This window comes from Streptomyces sp. NPDC053750, from assembly GCF_044544295.1.
Taxonomy (GTDB): Bacteria; Actinomycetota; Actinomycetes; order Streptomycetales; family Streptomycetaceae; genus Streptomyces.
In genome coordinates, this window is sequence record NZ_JBITXB010000010.1 from 1 (window position 1) to 18,239 (window position 18,239).

Consider the following 18,239-nt stretch of genomic DNA (forward strand, 5'->3'; position numbering starts at 1 on the left):
GCGACACGTCCTTCAAAACCACGTCGATGCCCGCACGGGCACACGAGTACGCGATCCCCGCACCCATCATCCCGGCCCCGAGCACCCCCACCTTGGTCACCCGACGCGGCTCGATCCCCTTCGGACGGTTCGCACCCGAGTTGACGGCCTGGAGGTCGAAGAAGAACGCCTGGATCATGTTCTTCGAGATCTGCCCGGCGGCCAGCTCCACGAAGTAGCGGGCCTCGATGACCTGCGCGGTCTCGAAGTCGACCTGGGAGCCCTCGACGGCGGCGGCCATGATGTTGCGCGGCGCCGGGTAGGGGGCGCCGCCCGTCTGCTTGCGCAGGTTGGCCGGGAAGGCGGGCAGGTTGGCCGCGAACTTCGGGTGCGAGGGCGTACCGCCGGGGATGCGGTAGCCGGGGCGGTCCCAGGGCTGGGCGGACTCCGGGTTGGCGTCGATGAAGGCCCGCGCCTTGGCCAGCATGTCCTCGCGGCTGTCGGCGACCTCGTCCACCAGGCCGTTCTCCTGCGCGCGGCGCGGGTTGTACTGGGTGCCCTGGAGGAGGACCTTCAGCAGGGCGTCGGTGATGCCGAGCATGCGGACGGTGCGGACGACGCCGCCGCCTCCGGGGAGCAGGCCGAGGGTGACCTCGGGGCAGCCGATCTTGGAGCCGGGCGCGTCGAGGGCGACGCGGTGGTGGCAGGCGAGGGCGATCTCGTAGCCGCCGCCGAGGGCCGCGCCGTTCATGGCGGCGACGACCGGCTTGCCGAGCGTCTCGATGCGGCGCAGGTTCCTCTTGATCGCCATGCCGCCGTCGAAGAGGTCCTGGGCGGTCTCGGGCGTGACGCGGATCAGGTCGCGCAGGTCGCCGCCGGCGAAGAAGGTCTTCTTGGCGGAGGTGACGATGACGCCCCGGATGTCGTCCTTCTCGGCCTCCAGGCGGTCGGTGATCACCGCCAGGGACTCGCGGAACGCCTGGTTCATGGTGTTCGCGGACTGGTCGGGGTCGTCGAGGACGAGGGTGACGATTCCGGTGTCGTCCTGTTCCCAGCGGATGGTGGTGGGCTCGGTGCTCATGAGGGTGTGCTCCAGGTGGTCCGTCGTGGCCGTCGTATCCGTCGGGAGGGGGTCAGATGCGCTCGACGATCGTGGCGATGCCCATGCCGCCGCCCACGCACAGGGTGGCGAGGCCGTAGCGCTTGTCCTGGCGCTCGAGCTCGTCGACGAGGGTGCCGAGGATCATCGCGCCGGTGGCGCCGAGGGGGTGGCCGAGCGCGATGGCGCCGCCGTTGACGTTGACCTTGTCCAGGGACAGGCCCATGTCCTTGACGAAGCGCAGAACGACCGCGGCGAAGGCCTCGTTGATCTCGACGAGGTCGAGGTCGTCGACGGTCAGTCCGGCCTTGGCGAGTGCCTTGCGGGTGGCCGGGGCGGGCCCGGTGAGCATGATGGTGGGCTCGGAGCCGGAGACGGCGGCGGAGACGATGCGGGCGCGGGGCCGCAGCCCGTAGCGCTCGCCGACCTCCTTGGAGCCGATGGCGACCAGGGAGGCGCCGTCGACGATGCCGGAGGAGTTGCCCGCGTGGTGGACGTGGTCGATCCTCTCGACCCAGTGGTACTTCTGCAGCGCCACCGCGTCGAAGCCACCGAGCTCGCCGATGTCGGCGAAGGACGGCTTGAGCCCGGCGAGGGAGTCGGCGGTGGTTCCGGGGCGCAGGTGCTCGTCGTGGTCGAGGACGGTGAGGCCGGCGCGGTCCCTCACCGGCACGACGGACCGCTCGAAACGCCCCTCCTTCCAGGCGGTCGCCGCCCGCTCCTGGGACAGGGCCGCGTACTCGTCGACGTCGCGGCGCGAGAAGCCCTCGATCGTGGCGATCAGGTCGGCGCCGATCCCCTGCGGGACGAAGTTGGTGGCGAGGTTGGTCATCGGGTCGTTGAACCAGGCGCCGCCGTCCGAGGCCATCGGCACCCGGGACATCGACTCGACGCCGCCGGCGAGGACCAGGTCCTCCCAGCCGGAGCGCACCTTGGCGGCGGCCAGGTTGACGGCTTCCAGGCCCGAGGCACAGAAGCGGTTCTCCTGGACGCCCGCCACGGTGTCCGGCAGTCCGGCGGCGATGGCGGCGATGCGGGCGATGTCGGAGCCCTGGTCGCCGACGGGCCCGACGACACCGAGCACGATGTCGTCGACGGCGGCCGGGTCCAGGTCCGGGAAGCGGGCGCGGATCTCGTGGATGAGGCCGACGACCAGGTCGACGGGCTTCGTGCCGTGCAGGGCGCCGTTCGCCTTGCCGCGTCCGCGCGGGGTGCGGATCGCGTCGTACACGTACGCTTCGGTGGTCACGGGGAGGCCTTTCACTGAGGGTTCTTCACGGGGCTGTTCGCTTGCGGGTCGTGGGGCGGGTCCCACTCGGAGGGCAGGGCCCACCGCGGCGGCAGGTCCCAGTCGCGGGCCACGGCCTCCGTGTCGGCGCCGGGCCGGGCGGGTCCGGTGCGGACGGCGGTGGGCGTCGCGGAGAAGCGGGGTGCGGGGGCCGGCTGGGTGATGCCGCCGTGGTCGGTGAAGGTGCCGCGGGCGGCGAGGTGCGGGTGGTGCGGGGCCTCGCGGAGCGAGAGGACGGGCGCCACGCAGGCGTCGGAGTCCTCGAAGACGGCCGTCCACTCGTCCCGGGTACGGGCCTTGAAGCGGGCGGCGATCGCCTCGCGCAGCTCGCCCCAGCGGGCGAGGTCGTCACGGGCGGGCGCCTGGCCGGGGATGCCGAGCAGCTCCATGAACTCGGCGTAGAACTGCGGTTCCAGGGCGCCGACCGCCATGTACCGGCCGTCCGCGGTCTCGTAACTGCCGTAGAAGGGGCAGCCGCCGTCGAGGAGGTTGGCGCCGCGCCGGTCCTGCCAGGTGCCGGCGGACAGCATGCCGTGGATCATCGCGGAGAGGTGGGCGGTGCCGTCCACGATGGCGGCGTCCACGACCTGGCCGGTGCCGGTCGCGCGCGCGTGGTGCAGGGCGGCGAGGATGCCGACGACCAGGTAGAGGGAGCCGCCCGCGTAGTCGCCGAGCAGGTTGGCCGGGACGGCGGGCGGTCCGTCGGGGGCGCCGATCATGCCGAGGGCGCCGGTGAGCGCGATGTACCCGATGTCGTGTCCGGCGCGCCGGGCGAGCGGGCCGTCCTGGCCCCAGCCGGTCATGCGGCCGTAGACGAGGCGCGGGTTGCGGGCGTGGCAGGGGCCGGGGCCGACGCCGAGGCGCTCGGCGACGCCGGGGCGGTAGCCCTCGATCAGGACGTCGGCGCGGGCAGCGAGGTCGAGGACCCGGTCCGGCCCGTCGGGTGCCTTCAGGTCGACGATCACCGAACGCTTGTTGCGGTTGGTGACGTCGTGCGCGGGGTCGATCGCGATTCCGGGTCCGCCGGGGCGGTCGACCCGTACGACGTCGGCGCCCAGGTCGGCGAGGAGCATGGCGGCGAAGGGTCCGGGTCCGATGCCGGCCAGTTCGACCACGCGCACGCCGGAGAGCGGGCCCTCGCGCGGCGTGCGCCCCGCTGTCTTCGCTTCCGACATCGAGCCCCCAGCTCTGTGACACAACTGATGTAACACCAGCGATGCTAAGAACGTGTTCCACTGGGCACAAGACCCGGGCGAGCAAGCGCTTAGCCAATTATGGGGCAGGCCGCTCTCCGGGCCGGCAGTGCTCACGCTAGCCTCAGCCACCGGCAACGGCGCGTGCTGCGGAGCCACGGGCCACCGACGGGGTGCCGACGGGTGACGAAAGGGTGTCATGAGCAGGCTAAGCAGGACGGATCGGCCGTACGACATCGTGCTCTTCGGCGCGACCGGGTTCGTCGGCGAGCTCACCGCCGAGTACCTCGCCGCGCACGCGCCCGACGGATTGCGCTGGGCGATCGCCGGCCGTGACGAGGAGAAGCTGCGGCGGCTGCGCGGGCGCCTGCCCGACGCGGCGGACGTCGGCGTGCTGCGCGCGGACGTGTCCGATCCGGCCTCGCTGCGCGAACTCGCCGAGCACGCGCGCGTGGTGGCCACCACGGTGGGCCCCTACGTCCGGTACGGCGAGGAACTGGTCGCCGCCTGCGCCGACAGCGGCACGGACTATCTCGACCTGACCGGTGAGCCCGAGTTCGTGGACCTGATGTACGTGCGCCACGACGCACGCGCGCGGGAGACCGGGGCGCGGCTGGTGCACGCCTGCGGATTCGACTCCGTACCGCACGACCTGGGCGTCTACTTCACGGTGCGGCAGCTGCCGGAGGGCGTGCCGCTGACCGTCGACGGCTTCGTGAGCGCCGACGCGACCTTCTCGGGCGGTACGTTCGCCTCCGCGCTGGGCCAGTTCGCGCGCGGCCGGCAGATGCAGGCCGCCGCGCGGGAACGCCGGCGGCACGAGCCCCGGCTGGTGGGACGCCGGGCGGTCACGCCGACGGCCGCGCCCCGGTTCGCCGGGGAGGTGGGGGCGTGGGCGGTGCCGCTGCCGACCGTCGACCCGCAGATCGTGCGCCGCTCCGCCAAGGCGCTGGACCGCTACGGCCCCGACTTCCGCTACCGGCACTACGCGGCCGTCCGCCATCTGCCCGTCGCGGTCGGCGGGGTGGCGGCGGTGGGCGCGTTGGTGGCCGCGGCCCAGGTTCCGCCGGTGCGGCGCCGGCTGTCCGACCTGCTCAAGCCGGGTGACGGGCCGAGCCCGCAGAAGCGCGCCAAGAGCTGGTTCCGGGTGCGCTTCGTGGGCGAGGGGGGCGGCCGGCGGGTGTTCACCGAGGTCGCGGGCGGGGATCCCGGGTACGACGAGACGGCGAAGATGTTCGCCGAGGCGGCGCTGTCCCTCGCGCTCGACGACCTTCCGCCGACCGCCGGTCAGGTCACGACGGCGGCGGCGATGGGCGACGCGCTGACCGGACGACTGCAGGCGGCCGGGATCCGCTTCCGGGTGGTCGCGACCCGCTGACGGCCCCGGGGCCCCCGAGCCGCTCGCCCGACGATCCACCCCGCCGGCCCGTATCCCGACGATCCACCCCTCCGTTCTATCCCGACCATCCGACAATCGTGTAGATCATCCCGCCGAGCCAGGCCAGCCCCGCGACCACGGCGAGCACCAGCCCCGCGCCCACCGCCCGCTCCGCGGGGCGGCGGGTCTGCGGGACGGGGCGCTGGGGTCCACGGTGTGTCGTCGTCATGCGGTCAGCCTGCCGCTGCGGGCGGCGGGGGCACATCCGTACGGATACTCAGACGCGGCGAAGGGAGTCATGAAAGCCTTGCCGGCATGAAGTTCCTTCTCGAAGTCACCATGGACGAGGGCGCGCTCGCCGAGGACCCCGCGGGCGAGTTGCAGCGGATCCTGAGGTACTGGGGCGGCAATCTGAAGCACTACGCGTTGCAGCCCGGCGACGGTTCGGCGGTCTACGACTCGGCGTACCGGGAAGTGGGCCGCTGGAGCGTCGAGGGTCAGGCCGAGTAGGAGGTGGCCGCCCGCAGGGCCTGGCGGCACAGGGCGTCGGCCCTGCGGGTCGTCTCCGGAAGGCGGTAGGAAGGGGTCAGCGCCAGTGTGTGGGCGCAGGCGTTGTCCAGACTCACGCGATGGCCGACGGAGACGAAGACCGGCTTGACGGCGTCGCGCGTACGGACGGCGCGCCCGACCTCCTCGGTACCGGCGAGCAGCGGGGACATGCTGCCGCGGGGCGTGTCCGGGTCGTCGTACGTGAAGGTGAACGGGTTCTTGGCCACGCCGATGGTGGGCAGGCCGGTGAGGACGCCGAGGTGGCCGGCGAGGCCGAAGCGGCGCGGGTGGGCCAGGCCGTAGCCGTCGCAGACGACGAGGCCGGGCGGGCAGGGCAGCGCGTCCAGGGCGGCGAGGACGGTCGGGATCTCCCGGAAGGCGAGCAGACCGGGGACATAGGGGAAGGAGATCCGCCCGACGGCCGTGGCCTCGGCGACGACGTCGAGGGTCGAGGCGTCCAGCACGACGGCCGCCGCCACCACGACGTCGCGTTCGTCGTCGTAGGCGACGTCCACGCCGGTCACCCGGCCCGTACCGGGCGGCGGGCCCGGCTCGTCGAGCACCAGCCGCGTCCGCAGTTCGTCCTGGACGGCGCGGGCCCGCTCCTCGGTCGCGGGCCAGTCTGCGGGGATCTGCACGGTCACGGTCGTCATGATGGCCCCCAGCGTACGGGGCCGCGGAGTACGCTCGCGATCATGTTCGTACTGGAGCTGTCCTACACCGCCCCGCTCGATGCCGTCGACGCCGTGCTGGCGGACCACGTGGCGTGGCTCGACGAGCTGTACGCGCAGGGGGTGTTCCTCGCCTCCGGGCGCAAGGAGCCCCGCGACGGCGGGGTGATCATCGCCGTCGCGGGGGACCGTGCGCGGATCGAGGAGATCACGGCGGGCGACCCGTTCGTCAGGGCCGGTGTGTGCGCGTACCGCATCACCGAGTTCGTCGCCACGAAGACGGCACCGGCCCTGGCGGAGTACCGGGAGACGCTCGCCTTGTGAGCCGCACGGGCCGCACGGGCCGTACGGCTCACTTGCCCAGCGCGCGCTGGAGCTCGCCCTTGTTCATGTGCGAACGGCCGTGGACGTCACGGCGCTTGGCCTCCTCGTACAGCTGGTCGTAGGTGGGCCCCTGCGAGCCCTGCCGGTTGCCGGACCGCTGGCCGCCCCGCTTGCTCGGCGACTTGTCCTGCGTGGACGTACGGCTGGCGGTCTTGGACTCGCCGGACTGGGCGCGCTCCTTGTTCACCGTCCGCGCGGCGATCTCCTTCGCGCGGCCGGTGCTCTCGCCACGGTCCTCGGCGCTGTCCTTGATGTGCTCGTACTGCCGCTCCCGCTTGGAGCTCGAACCGCGTGGCATGTCCGCTCACTTCCTCTCACGTTCAGCGAACGGATACCCACGTTACGGACAAACACCCTGCCCCGCGCGACATCAGCGCTCCAGCCGGGCGACCCGCCCCTGCTCGCCGGCGGCCCAACAGCCCAGGTCCGGGGTGCAGTCGACGGTGTCGTACGACCCGGTGTCGACCGTCCGCCAGGTGCGGCCGCCGTCCGTGGTGAGGTCGGTGCCGGTGGGGCCGACCGCGAGGGCGGCGGTGCGGCTGTGCGGGAGCCAGGCGGCGCCGGAGCGGTAGGCGGAGGGTGAGCGGTCCGCGGTCCGCCAGGTGCGGCCGCCGTCGCCGGTGCGCGCCGCGGCCTTCGGCGAGGGCTGGTCCGGGCGGTAGTCGCCGCCGACCGCGATGCCGTGGGCCCGGTCGCGGAAGGCGAGGGCGAAGACGCCCCGGGCCGGGTCGCCCGCCGGGAGCGGGGCGTCGGAGGCCGTCCAGGTGAGGCCCCGGTCGGCGGAGTGCAGCACGCGCGCGCGTTCCGCCCCGCCGGTGGCCAGCCACACGTCCCTCGGTCCGGACGCGACCAGGCACTGACCGCCGGCGGCGAACCCGGCCTCGCCGTCCTGCGCGGCCGGCATCCCGCTGCTCGGCAGCACCTTCCAGGAGCGTCCGCCGTCACTGGTGGACAGGATGCGGAACTTCCCGTCCACCGGGTCGCTCAGGGCGAGGCCGTGTCGGCGGTCGAAGAAGGTGAGGCAGTCGTAGAAGGCCCGCTCGTCGGTGTTGCGGAAGGACTCCGTCCAGGTCGCGCCGCCGTCGTCGGTGCGGTAGACGCGGGACGCCTCGCCCTCGCCGATGGCCAGCACCACGGCCCGGCGGGCGTCGAAGGCCTCGATGTCCCGGAACTGCAGCTCCTCGGCCCCTGGTGGTGACACGTTCCGCCAGCTGTCCCCGCCGTCGGTCGTGCGCAGCACGGTGCCGTCGGTGCCGGCCACCCAGGCGGTCTGCCGACCGACGGCCGCGAGCCCCCGGAACCGGACGTCCGGGACGCCGGTGTCCTTCAGCTCCCAGTGCGGCTGCCGGTGCGACTGCTGGTGTGCCTGTGCCGGTACGGCCGTCAGCGCGGCCAGCGCCGCCGCGCACACCGCGGCCGCGGTCGCCGCCCGTGCCGTACGCCCGCCGCGGGTCCGGACGGACCGTACCGTGCTTCGCATGCTCCCCAAGCGCCTCATGGCGGGCGAAGCTAGCCCACCGCCCCGGCGTCGTCCAGAGGTCCCCGAGCCCCTTCCGTGTCCGCCGCGTGTCTGCCCGTGTGAGCCGCGTGCATGAAGGCGGTGACAGAGGTCACTCGGTCTTCGTGTGCACGGATTGGCTGATTCCGTCGTCTCTTCCAGTGCCCGGCCCGCACCATCCCGAGAGCCCGTCCGCCCGTCACGAGGGAGCAAGGCGTTGTCCACCGTCATCGAGCAGCCCGTCGAGGCGCGTCTCGTCGCCGCCGCGCCGCGCATGCCGAGCATTCCCGCCACGCTGCACTACGACCGGAGCGACCCGTTCGCCGTCCGCATGACCTTCCCGGCCCCGGCCACCCTCGAAGGCGTGGACGTCTGCTGGACCTTCTCCCGCGAGCTGCTCATCGCCGGTATGCGGGAGCCGGACGGTCACGGGGACGTGCGCGTGCGCCCGTACGGGTACGACCGCACCGTCCTGGAGTTCCACGCGCCCGAGGGCACCGCCGTGATCCACGTGCGCTCGGGCGAGCTGCGCCGGTTCCTGCAGGCCAGCAGCGAGCTGGTGCCCGTCGGTCTGGAGCACCTCCAGCTGGACCTGGACCACGACCTGGCGGAGCTGATGCGCGGGACGTGCTGACGGGCTCGGGCTCAGCCACCCGCCGACGCCACGGCACGTGCGGTCTCCGCGCTCACCGCGCCCCACACCTCGCCCACGATCTTCCTCAGGCCGGGTGCCGCCGCCCCGCTGCGCTCGGTCAGCTCCGCGATCCGGCCTCCCCGGCGCGGGCGGGCCCCGGGTGACCCCAGGGTGCGCAGATCCGCGGCGGCCGCCAGCGCGGCCACGGCCGCGTCCCGCTCGGAGACCTCCCCGACCGCCACCGGACCGTCCAGGACGTGCCGCGTCTCCTCCCGGAGCGCCTGCGCCACGGAGGCCCGCGCCAGGACGTGGTCCACGGACGGGAACACACCGAGGACGCGCTTCTTCTCCGCGCGCAGGTACCCCTCGGCCACCAACTGCTCCCGGACCGCGTCGAAGGTGACCCGCGCGTGCAGCCGCACCCACGTCCGCCACCGGTGCGGCAACGACTCGCGGACGAGGTCCAGCAGCCCGTCGAGGACGGCGTCCCCGGTGCGGGAGTCCAGGTCGACGGGGGTGGCGATGCCCTCGTCGTCGATGAGCAGACCGCGCTGGGCCAGTTCGGTGAGCGCGCCGGCACGCACCAGGTGATGGATCCGGGCGGTGTCGGTGACTCCGGGGCGCGCGGGGTCCCAGGCCAGCAGGCAGAGCCGGGCCGGCGGTGAGAGCGGGCCGTTGGGCACGGGGGCCTCCTCGGGGCCGTGTGCGGTGAGACCGGTCTGGATGATCCGTTGACATCCCGTCCGGCCTCTCGTACGGTGTACAAGCTTCTGTTGCCGCCGATTGGAGAAGGACGTTGCTCGTCTGAGGTCCTGAGACACCGCGTCACACACGTCATGTGTGTGTATGCCGCGTGCGACCTCGGCGTTCGAGCCGTCCTTGCGGAACAGGGCTTTTTTCATGCCCGAGTACTCCCGGGGCTCCTCCTTTCCTCGCCCGACGGCGGTCGCCGCCTCCCGGTGTCTCGATACGCGTTTGCCCCTGACCGCTTCAAGCAACCGCGGAGACCCCGTATGTCTACTTCCATCACCTGTACGTCCCTCTCCTTCGCCTGGCCCGACGGCACGTCCGTCTTCGAGGGACTCGACACCGCCTTCGGCCCCGGCAGGACCGGGCTCGTCGGTGTCAACGGGTCGGGAAAGTCCACCCTGTTGAAACTGATCGCCGGGCGGCTCACCCCGGCCGACGGCACCGTCCGGGTGGCCGGCGAGGTCGGTTACCTGCCGCAGAACGTCACGCTCGACACCGCGCTGCGGGTCGACGAGGCGCTCGGCATCGCCGCGCAGCGGGCCGCGCTGCACGCCATCGAGTCCGGTGACGTGGCCGAGGCTCACTTCGAGACCGTCGGCGACGACTGGGACGTCGAGGAGCGCGCCCTCGCCACGCTCGGCGAACTCGGCCTCGGCCACGTCGGGCTCGACCGCACCGTCGGCGAGGTCTCGGGCGGCGAGTCGGTACTGCTGCGCCTGGCGGCGCTGCTGCTGCGCCGGCCCGACGTCCTGCTGCTGGACGAGCCCACCAACAACCTCGACCTGTACGCACGCCGGCGGCTCTACGCGGCCGTCGAGTCCTGGCCGGGCGTGCTGGTCGTGGTCAGCCACGACCGTGAGCTGCTGGACCTGGTCGACCAGATCGCCGACCTGCGGTCCGGAGAGATCACCTGGTACGGCGGCAACTTCTCGGCGTACGAGGAGGCCCTGGCCGTCGAGCAGGAGGCGGCCGAGCGCATGGTGCGCGTCGCCGAGTCCGATCTGCGCAAGCAGAAGCGCGAACTGGCCGACGCCCAGGTCAAACTGGCCCGCCGCAAGCGGTACGGCCAGAAGATGTGGGACCAGAAACGCGAGCCGAAGATCGTCATGGGCGCACGCAAGCGCGCGGCGCAGGAGTCCGCGGGCAAGCACCGCATCATGCACGAGGAGAAGCTCGCGGAGGCCAGGGAGCGGCTGGACGACGCGGTGGAGGCCGTGCGCGACGACGACGAGATCCGCGTCGACCTGCCGTACACGGCCGTGCCACCGGGCCGGGCGGTGCTGACCCTCCGGGACCTGGAACTGTTCTACGGCGCGCGCGTGGACGGCGGTTTGGATCTGCACGGCCCCGAACGGATCGCGCTGATCGGGCGCAACGGTGCCGGCAAGACGACGCTGCTGCGGACGATCGCCGGGGAGCTGGAGCCGGTGACGGGCGAGGCGACGGTGCACGTCCCGTTGCGGTTCCTGCCGCAGCGCCTGGACGTCCTCGACGGTGAGCTGAGCGTCGCGGAGAACGTGGCCCACTTCGCGCCGGGCGCCACCAACAACCGGGTCCGGGCGCGGCTGGCACGGTTCCTGTTCCGGGGTGCCCGCGCCGACCAGAAGGCGGCGACGCTGTCGGGCGGTGAACGCTTCCGGGCGGCGCTGGCCGCGCTGATGCTGGCCGAGCCCGCGCCGCAGCTGCTGATGCTGGACGAGCCGACGAACAACCTGGACATGGCGAGCGTACGGCAGCTCACCACCGCGCTGGAGTCGTACGAAGGGGCGCTGATCGTGGCCAGTCACGACATGCCGTTCCTGGAGTCGATCGGGATCACGCGGTGGCTGCTGCTGGAGGAGGGAGAGCTGAAGGAGACCACGCCGGAAGCCGTCGCGCAGGACGCGTAGGACGCGTAGGACGCGTGGGGCAGGGTGCGGGAGAGGTCGGGACAGGGGGTGCGGGAGAAGGCCGGAAGGTCTCTCACCGCACCCGCTGCTCCCCGTACCCGAGAGGTGTCTCCTACCAGGCCACCGGTAGCTCCAGCGGGAACCGCCTGATCGTCTCGGTGTCCCACCGCACCTCCTCGGGCGGCACCGCGAGCCGCAGGCCGGGGAACCGTTCGATGAGCCGCCCGACGGCCACTTCGAGCTCCGCCATGGCCAACGGCATCGCGATGCACCGGTGGCCGCCCCAACCGAACGTCATGTGCGGCGCGCTGGGCCTCTCGACGTCGATGACGTCCGGGTCCGGGAAGCGCTCCGGATCGCGGTTGGCCGTCAGGTACGACACGTGGACGAAGTCGCCCGCCCGGATCTGCACTCCGTCCAGTTCCAGGTCCTCGAGCGCCACCCGGGGGATGCCGACGCCTTTGCGGAACGGGATGTGGCGGAGCAGCTCGTGCAGGACGGCGGTCAGGGTCTCGGGCCGGCGCCTGAGGTGCTCCATCAGCTCGGGACGGGTCAGGAGCAGGTACATGATGTCGCTGATCTCGCAGGTCGCCGTGTCCTGCCCGCTGAGCGCCAGCATCAGCGCCATGACGGCCAGCTCCCTGTCGTCGAGCTGCTCCTTGCCGTCCCGCGCCGCGGCCATCGCGCTGATGAGGTCCGGGCCGGGTGAGTTCCGCCGCTGTTCGACCAGTTTGCCGAAGTACGCCGTCAGGTCGGCCTTGGCCTCCGCGGCCGCCTCCTTGGTGTGCGCGCCGACCGCGAGCAGCTGGTGCACGGACTCCTCGATCCGGGGCCATTCCTGCCGCTCGATGCCGAGGAGGTCCATGATGGTGTGCTGCGGAAGCGGGTCGGAGAGGCACCGGACGAGGTCCGCCGGCGACCCGTCCTTCTCCATCTCGTCCAGCAGGAGGTCCGCGAGACGGACGATCCGGTGCCGCATCGCCTCGACGCGCGGCTGGGTGAACGCCTGCGAGGCCAGGTGGCGGACGCGGCTGCTGTGCGGCGGGTCCATCACGTTGATCGACTCGGGGGAGACGATGGGCTCCGGCGTCATCCGCGGGTAGTCGTGGCCGATGATGCCCGCCCGGCTGAGCCGGTGGTCGGTGGTGACCTGCTTGACGGCCTCGAAGCCGGTGACCAGCCAGGCGTCGGCGTCACCGTAGCTGAGCCGGATGCGGGTGGGGGAACCGCGACGCATCAGGTCCGCCAGGGCGGGGTCGAAGTCCAGGACTTCGCTGAAGTCGAACGGGCAAGTGATCGCTTCGTTGTTGTCGGCCATCAGTCCACTCCGTCAGCGTTGTCGGCCATCAGGCCACTCCGTCAGGCCACTGAGTCAGCCATGTCGTATGCCTACTGGCGCGATGGAAGCACGAGAGACCGCCCGGACCGGTGACCCCGCACCGTCGGGCCAGCCGGGTGGGCTAAGGGGTCGTCGACATCGGCGAGCAGGAGGGGCAGGAGGGCTGTGTGACGTGCCTCTCGGTCCGGCTGCGGGAGTCGTACGCCTGATTCGTGCGGATGTCACCCGTCAGGGCCCCGGACCTGCGGGTCTCGGGGCCTTTCCGTACCCCGCCGGACGGTGGCTGATCAGCAGCCTTTACAGTGCGTTTAACCTACGCCCTCGTAACCTACGGTTTCGTAGCCTACGATCCCGTAGGTTCCCGGCACCGCTCGCCGGCTGCTCCGCCCTGTCACACGTCCCCTGGAGTTTTTCGTGACGATCGTCTCCCCGCACCTCGGCACGTCTGCCGACTGGACCGACGCCCGGCTGCTGTTCGCGCTGGAGGAAGTCGTCGAGAAGGAGCTCAACCGGCATCTGCAGGTCGCCAAGGACTGGATGCCGCACGAGTACGTGCCGTGGAGCGACGGCCGTAACTTCCCCGGTCTGTTCGAGGACGGCGAGGCCTGGGAGAAGGAGCAGTCCAAGGTCACCGAGATCGGCCGGATCGCCCTGGTGGTGAACCTGCTGACGGAGGACAACCTCCCCAGCTACCACCACGAGATCGCCAGCCTCTTCGGTCGCGACGGCGCCTGGGGCACCTGGGTGCACCGCTGGACCGCGGAGGAGGGTCGCCACGGCATCGTGATGCGCGACTACCTGCTCGCCTCGCGCGCGGTCGACCCGGACAAGCTCGAGCAGTTCCGCATGGCCCACATGAGCGAGGGCTTCGAGTCGGACAACCGGCACTCGATGCTGCACTCGGTGGCCTACGTCGCCTTCCAGGAGCTGGCCACCCGCATCTCGCACCGCAACACGGGCCACCAGTCCGGCGACCCGGTCTGCGACCGGATGCTGGCCCGCATCGCGACCGACGAGAACCTGCACATGGTCTTCTACCGGAACCTGCTCAAGGCCGCCTTCGAGCTCGCGCCCGACCTGACGATGCAGGCGGTGCGGGACGTGGTCGTGAACTTCCGGATGCCCGGTCACGGCATCCCCGGCTTCGAGCGGGCCGCCGCGCAGATGGCGATCGGCGAGGTCTACAACCTGCGTATCCACCACGACGACGTGATCCAGCCGGTGCTGCGCTTCCTGAAGATCATGGAGATCGACGGGCTGGGCCCCGAGGGGCAGAAGGCCCAGGAGGAACTGGGTCTGTACATGGGCGGGCTGGACGCCGAGGCCGCCAAGTTCGACGAGAAGCTGGCGGCGCGCAAGGCACGGATGGCGGCCCGGGCGGCGGGCTGACCGCAGCTCCGCACCCCCTCGCATCTCCGCATCCCCGCACCCCGTGCCGGTCACCGGCACGGGGTGCGGGCCGTGCGGGCCGTGCGGGTCGAGCCCCGGGTCAGTACGAGGTGCGCCGCAGGGCCAGCCGCTCCTTCTCCGACAGTCCGCCCCAGACGCCGAAGCGCTCGTCGTGGTTCAGCGCGTACTCCAGGCAGGCCGAGCGGATGGGACACAGGGCGCAGATCCGCTTCGCGTCCCGTACGGAACTGCCGGGCTCGGGGAAGAAGAAGTCGGCCCCGGTCTGTGCGCACAACGCCTCCTCCTGCCAGGCGAGGTCGGGCGTCGCGATCGTTTCGATGTGCATGGGCAGGAGCGTGCCGGGCGCCGCAAAACGTTCGATCAACGCCGGATCAACGCGGCGCGGCAGGACCCCGGCCGCCCCGATCGTCCCTCGCTCCGCGCGGGGGCGCACGGCGGCGCGCGGAAGCGACGGTCAGTGGGCGGTGGCAGACTCGGCGGTGCAGGCAACGGGACCCTTGCGAGGAGGGCGATGATGCTCACCACCCGTTTCGTCACCGGCGCGCCGAACTGGATCGACGTCGGCACCGACGACATCGACGGCGCCGCTTCCTTCTACGGCGGCCTCTTCGGCTGGCGGTTCCGGTCGGCGGGGCCCGAGGCCGGGGGGTACGGCTTCTTCGAGCTGGACGACCGGATCGTGGCCGGCGGCATGCAGACCACGCCCGAGCAGGGCCCGCCGTCCTGGACGGTGTACTTCCGGTCCGCGGACGCGGAGGCCACCGCCCAGGCCTCCGAGCAGGCCCACGGCGGGGTGCTCATGCGGCCGATGGACGTGATGGACCAGGGCACCATGGCGATCCTCGCCGACCGGGCGGGGGTGCCTTTCGGCGTCTGGCAGCCGGCGCGGCTGCCCGGGCTGGGCGTGACGGGTGAGACCGGTGCGCTGTGCTGGGTCGAGCTGTACACGGCGGACGTCGCGGCCGCCGCCGCGTACTACCACGCGGTGCTGGGGCTGGAGACCTCCGGCGTCCCCTTCCCCGGCGTCGGTACGTACACGTGCGTGAACCCGGCCGGGCAGGGCGAGGACGGCATGTTCGGCGGCGTGGTCCCGCTCGCCGACGACCCGGTGGAGACGGACGCCTTCTGGCAGCCGTACTTCGCGGTCGAGGACACGGACGCCGCCGTCGCCCGGGCCGAGGAGTTGGGCGGCACGCTGCGGATGCCGGCGACGGACATCGAGGGCGTCGGCCGCCTCGCCCGCCTCGCCGACCCGTACGGCGCCCGGTTCGCGGTGCTCAGGCCCATGCCCCGTCAGGCGTAGGGCACATCGGGGCGCCCGTGCTCGCGCAGTGGCGCGGCGGACCCGTGTGGGCGGCAGGAAAACGCCGGGGGCAGGCCCACCGGGGCCCTCGCCGCCGCCTTCGCGGCCGTCGCCGGACGGCAACCGGTCCCGGCCACGCAACAGCTGCGGCGCATCGGCGCCCCTCATCACGCGGTGGCCCGGCGGACCCGGCTGGGCCGCAGGATCACGCCGGGGGTGGGTTCCTCCGGGGATCGGGGCCCTAGCCGTCGGCTTCGTGGCCCGGTCCCCCGGGGATCGGGGCCTAGCCGTCGGCTTCGTGGCCGTCGCCGGACGGCCTGCGGGCCCGGGCTGCAGGTGCAGCGTTTCGGGTAGCCGTGGTCATGTGGTGGCGCGGTGGACCAAGGTGGTCGGCAGGATCACGCCGGAGGTCGGGCCCGCCGGGGCCCGGGAGCCCTCGTCGGCGACATCGTGGCCGTCGCCGGGCGCCGCGTGGGTCAGGCCGCGCAGCAGCAGGCGGGCCATCAGGCGACCCATTTCCTCGATGTCCTGGCGGACCGTGGTCAGCGGTGGGTCGGTCTGTTCGGCGACGGGCAGCATGTCGTCGAAGCCGACCACGGCCACGTCGTCCGGCACGCGACGCCCCCGCTCGCGCAGGACCCGCAGGGCGCCCGCCGCGGTGAGGTCGTTGGCCGCGAACACGGCGTCCAGGTCCGGGCGCCGGTCGAGCAGTTCCCGCATCGCCCGCTCCCCGCCCCCAGAGGTGAAGTCCCCGCGCGCGACCAGCCCCGGGTCGGCGTCCCCCCGGACGTCGCGGAAGCCGGCGAGCCGGTCGGCCGCGGAGGTCTGGTCGAGCGGTCCGGTGATGTGCGCGATGCGGGTGCGGCCGAGGCCGGCCAGGTGGCGCACGGCGTCGCGGGCGCCGCCGCGGTTGTCGCTGTCCACGTAGACCACGTCGTCCCGGCCGTCGTCCCAGCCGGGGCGCCCGCCGAACACGGTCGGCAGCCCGGCGCTGCGGACGAGGCCGGGCAGCGGATCGTCGAGGTGCAGGGAGAAGACGAGCGCGCCGTCGACGTGGCCGCCGGCGAGGTAGCGGCCGACGCGGGCGTGGTCCTCGCGGCCCTCGGTCAGCAGCAGCACGAGCTGGTTGTCGTGGGCCGTCAGTTCCTTGCTGATGCCGCGCAGTTGCTGGGCGAAGTAGGGGTCGGCGAAGACCCGGGCCTCCGGTTCGGCGGCGACGACGGCGACGGCGTCATGACGTCGGGTCACCAGGCTGCGGGCGGCCCGGTTGGGCACGTAACCGAGCTCCTCCACCGCGCGCCGGACCCGCTCGGCCAGTGCGTCCCGCACCCCCTGCGCCCCGTTGACCACCCGGGACACGGTGGCCCGCGAGACCCCGGCCCGCGCTGCCACGGCCTCCAGGGTGGGACGTGGCGCGGTCTCGGTCACTGCGGGGCTCCTCGTCGGCGGCTGCGGCTCAGGATAGCGGCAGCCGCCGGGCGGGAGAGAGCGCTCCCGGCGTACGTAAACCGGGTTGCGTGCGGGGCCGGTGCGGCGCGAGCATCGACGTATGTTGACGTGAAAGGCCCATGACGCCTGATCGACGGGCCCGGACGGGCCCGGCTCTCCCGGACGCCGCTCCAGGCCTCGGCCGGCCCGTGGCCGGTCCCCTCAGTGCTGGTGCTCGGCGGCCTCCCCTGCCCCCTCGTCCTTTCCGGTCTCCGCCGTCTCCGCGCCCTGCCCGTGTGCGTGCTCGTGCGGGTCGTACCCGGGGATCGTGCCGTCCGTCTTCTTCACCAGGAACAGTCCCACCATCCCCATGTCGGAGTGGCTCTGCACATGGCAGTGGTACATCCAGGCCCCGGCGCCGACCCCCTCCCCCGCGATGATCTGGAAGCCGAACGAGTCCGCCGGGCCGGTGATCTTGTTGTCGATGACCTGGCTCGGGTCGTCGGGGCCGGTGAGCATGCCGGTGCGGTTGTCCGCCCAGCGGTGACCGTGCATGTGGAAGGTGTGGTAGTACTCGCCGTGCGTGATCATCACGATCTCGACGCGGTCGCCCACCGTGGCCTCGAAGTTGGGGCCGGTGTGGGGCTTCCGGTTGTTGATGAGCATGTCGTTGAAGACGATGGTGTGCGTGGCGTCCGGCAGCACGTCGCCCTTGCGGCGCACGATCACCGGTCCGTACAGGCCGTTGCGGATGCCGCCGGTGCCGTGTTCCGTGCCGACGACGTGGTCGTGGTAGTGCCAGTAGCCCGCGCTGCCCGCCCGCCAGGTGCCGTCCGCGCGGCGGCCGGGCTTGTGGGTGCGCCAGGTGTAGGTGCGGGTGCCGCCGGGCTCCACGTCGCTCTTGTTCATCGCCGTGCCGTCGCTGGAGATCTCGTAGTCCAGGCCGTGCACGTGCAGGCTCGCCCGTACGTCCATGGTGTTCTCGAACTCGATGTGCAGCGTGTCGCCCTCGTTGAGCTCGATCAGCGGGCCGGGGACGGACGCCTTGCCCTTCTCGAAGCCGTAGCCCATCTGACCGTCGGCCAGCTTCTCCGCGTACATCTTGATGCGTCTCACCTCGCCCCCGGCCGGTGCCGTCCTCGCCGGGGTCGCCGCCTTCTCCGTACCGGCCGCGCCGGCGGTCTCCGGAGCGATGGACAACGATGTCGCGACGGCCGCGCCGCCCAGCAGTACCCGTCGGTTGAAGCCTCGCCTGTCCATGCCGAACTCCCCACGCTGAGACGCGAATTGCGCAGACGTAGCCCTGTTGGCTGTGATGAACCTGTGGGACGGTACCGGTTGCGGCCATGTTTATCCACACTCAGGACAAAGTTCGTTCCATCCCGGTCATACCTATTGGCGAACCACGCAAAGAGGTCTAGCTTCCTTGGCGCTGCTGCCGTGACCG

The 18,239-nt window shown here is 72.3% G+C and carries 19 protein-coding genes and 1 pseudogene; 8 read left to right on the forward strand and 12 right to left on the reverse strand.

Features of this window, described 5'->3' with window-relative positions:
• The 3 genes from ACIGO6_RS26065 to ACIGO6_RS26075 all read right to left on the reverse strand — a co-directional run.
• A partial coding sequence (locus ACIGO6_RS26065) for an enoyl-CoA hydratase-related protein (protein ID WP_399880109.1) occupies positions 1 to 1,060 on the reverse strand: 1,060 nt, incomplete at its 3' end.
• 52 nt (positions 1,061 to 1,112) lie between these two features.
• Positions 1,113 to 2,327, reverse strand: coding sequence for an acetyl-CoA C-acetyltransferase (locus ACIGO6_RS26070; RefSeq protein ID WP_399880111.1), 1,215 nt, complete (start codon positions 2,325 to 2,327; stop codon positions 1,113 to 1,115).
• Between the two features lie 11 nt (positions 2,328 to 2,338).
• Positions 2,339 to 3,541, reverse strand: coding sequence for a CaiB/BaiF CoA transferase family protein (locus tag ACIGO6_RS26075; RefSeq protein ID WP_399880114.1), 1,203 nt, complete (start codon positions 3,539 to 3,541; stop codon positions 2,339 to 2,341).
• Positions 3,542 to 3,758: 217 nt separating this feature from the next.
• Here ACIGO6_RS26075 and ACIGO6_RS26080 point away from each other — a divergent pair, with 217 nt between their 5' ends.
• A complete protein-coding gene (locus ACIGO6_RS26080) occupies positions 3,759 to 4,937 on the forward strand; it encodes a saccharopine dehydrogenase family protein (RefSeq protein WP_399880116.1) in 1,179 nt (392 codons plus the stop codon).
• A 76-nt stretch (positions 4,938 to 5,013) separates the two neighbouring features.
• Here ACIGO6_RS26080 and mmpA read toward each other — a convergent pair whose 3' ends face one another.
• Positions 5,014 to 5,166, reverse strand: coding sequence for a morphogenic membrane protein MmpA (mmpA, locus tag ACIGO6_RS26085; protein ID WP_399880118.1), 153 nt, complete (start codon positions 5,164 to 5,166; stop codon positions 5,014 to 5,016).
• Between the two features lie 86 nt (positions 5,167 to 5,252).
• Between mmpA and ACIGO6_RS26090 the strand changes: the two genes are divergently transcribed.
• Entirely contained in the window at positions 5,253 to 5,447 is a 195-nt protein-coding gene (locus ACIGO6_RS26090) for a hypothetical protein (RefSeq protein ID WP_399880120.1), read from the forward strand.
• Here ACIGO6_RS26090 and ACIGO6_RS26095 read toward each other — a convergent pair.
• Positions 5,435 to 6,139: an endonuclease V gene (locus ACIGO6_RS26095; RefSeq protein ID WP_399880122.1), complete on the reverse strand. Its 705-nt coding sequence runs from the start codon at positions 6,137 to 6,139 to the stop codon at positions 5,435 to 5,437. The genes ACIGO6_RS26090 and ACIGO6_RS26095 overlap by 13 nt on opposite strands.
• 42 nt (positions 6,140 to 6,181) lie before the next feature.
• On the opposite strand from ACIGO6_RS26095, the gene ACIGO6_RS26100 reads away from it, so the two are divergent.
• On the forward strand, positions 6,182 to 6,481 hold the full coding sequence (locus ACIGO6_RS26100) for a YciI family protein (RefSeq protein WP_399880125.1): 300 nt from the start codon (positions 6,182 to 6,184) through the stop codon (positions 6,479 to 6,481).
• 28 nt (positions 6,482 to 6,509) lie between these two features.
• On the opposite strand, the gene ACIGO6_RS26105 is transcribed toward ACIGO6_RS26100, so the two are convergent.
• Positions 6,510 to 6,839, reverse strand: coding sequence for a plasmid stabilization protein (locus ACIGO6_RS26105; RefSeq protein WP_399880128.1), 330 nt, complete (start codon positions 6,837 to 6,839; stop codon positions 6,510 to 6,512).
• 72 nt (positions 6,840 to 6,911) lie between these two features.
• Positions 6,912 to 8,021 carry a WD40/YVTN/BNR-like repeat-containing protein gene (locus ACIGO6_RS26110; protein ID WP_399880131.1) on the reverse strand — a complete coding sequence of 370 codons (1,110 nt, stop codon included), beginning with the start codon at positions 8,019 to 8,021 and terminating at the stop codon, positions 6,912 to 6,914.
• 235 nt (positions 8,022 to 8,256) lie between these two features.
• On the opposite strand from ACIGO6_RS26110, the gene ACIGO6_RS26115 reads away from it, so the two are divergent.
• Positions 8,257 to 8,673: an SsgA family sporulation/cell division regulator gene (locus tag ACIGO6_RS26115; protein WP_399880134.1), complete on the forward strand. Its 417-nt coding sequence runs from the start codon at positions 8,257 to 8,259 to the stop codon at positions 8,671 to 8,673.
• Positions 8,674 to 8,684: 11 nt separating this feature from the next.
• Here ACIGO6_RS26115 and ACIGO6_RS26120 read toward each other — a convergent pair whose 3' ends face one another.
• Positions 8,685 to 9,356 carry a GPP34 family phosphoprotein gene (locus ACIGO6_RS26120; protein ID WP_399880137.1) on the reverse strand — a complete coding sequence of 224 codons (672 nt, stop codon included), beginning with the start codon at positions 9,354 to 9,356 and terminating at the stop codon, positions 8,685 to 8,687.
• A gap of 330 nt (positions 9,357 to 9,686) precedes the next feature.
• On the opposite strand from ACIGO6_RS26120, the gene ACIGO6_RS26125 reads away from it, so the two are divergent.
• Positions 9,687 to 11,312: an ABC-F family ATP-binding cassette domain-containing protein gene (locus ACIGO6_RS26125; RefSeq protein WP_399880140.1), complete on the forward strand. Its 1,626-nt coding sequence runs from the start codon at positions 9,687 to 9,689 to the stop codon at positions 11,310 to 11,312.
• 112 nt (positions 11,313 to 11,424) lie between these two features.
• Here ACIGO6_RS26125 and ACIGO6_RS26130 read toward each other — a convergent pair whose 3' ends face one another.
• Positions 11,425 to 12,630, reverse strand: coding sequence for a cytochrome P450 (locus tag ACIGO6_RS26130; RefSeq protein WP_399880143.1), 1,206 nt, complete (start codon positions 12,628 to 12,630; stop codon positions 11,425 to 11,427).
• Positions 12,631 to 12,779: 149 nt separating this feature from the next.
• Here ACIGO6_RS26130 and ACIGO6_RS26135 point away from each other — a divergent pair.
• Positions 12,780 to 12,860, forward strand: a pseudogene (locus ACIGO6_RS26135) (N(G),N(G)-dimethylarginine dimethylaminohydrolase); the annotation flags it as partial.
• Between the two features lie 205 nt (positions 12,861 to 13,065).
• On the forward strand, positions 13,066 to 14,040 hold the full coding sequence (locus ACIGO6_RS26140; protein WP_399880146.1) for an acyl-ACP desaturase: 975 nt from the start codon (positions 13,066 to 13,068) through the stop codon (positions 14,038 to 14,040).
• Between the two features lie 100 nt (positions 14,041 to 14,140).
• Here the strand turns inward: ACIGO6_RS26140 and ACIGO6_RS26145 are convergent, their stop codons facing one another.
• On the reverse strand, positions 14,141 to 14,386 hold the full coding sequence (locus ACIGO6_RS26145; protein ID WP_399880148.1) for a WhiB family transcriptional regulator: 246 nt from the start codon (positions 14,384 to 14,386) through the stop codon (positions 14,141 to 14,143).
• 189 nt (positions 14,387 to 14,575) lie between these two features.
• On the opposite strand from ACIGO6_RS26145, the gene ACIGO6_RS26150 reads away from it, so the two are divergent.
• Complete coding sequence (locus tag ACIGO6_RS26150; RefSeq protein WP_399880151.1) at positions 14,576 to 15,364, forward strand: VOC family protein; 789 nt, start codon at positions 14,576 to 14,578, stop codon at positions 15,362 to 15,364.
• A 360-nt stretch (positions 15,365 to 15,724) separates the two neighbouring features.
• Here the strand turns inward: ACIGO6_RS26150 and ACIGO6_RS26155 are convergent, their stop codons facing one another.
• Entirely contained in the window at positions 15,725 to 16,792 is a 1,068-nt protein-coding gene (locus ACIGO6_RS26155) for a LacI family DNA-binding transcriptional regulator (RefSeq protein ID WP_399880153.1), read from the reverse strand.
• Between the two features lie 222 nt (positions 16,793 to 17,014).
• A complete protein-coding gene (locus ACIGO6_RS26160; RefSeq protein ID WP_399880156.1) occupies positions 17,015 to 18,052 on the reverse strand; it encodes a multicopper oxidase domain-containing protein in 1,038 nt (345 codons plus the stop codon).
• Positions 18,053 to 18,239 lie beyond the last annotated feature (187 nt).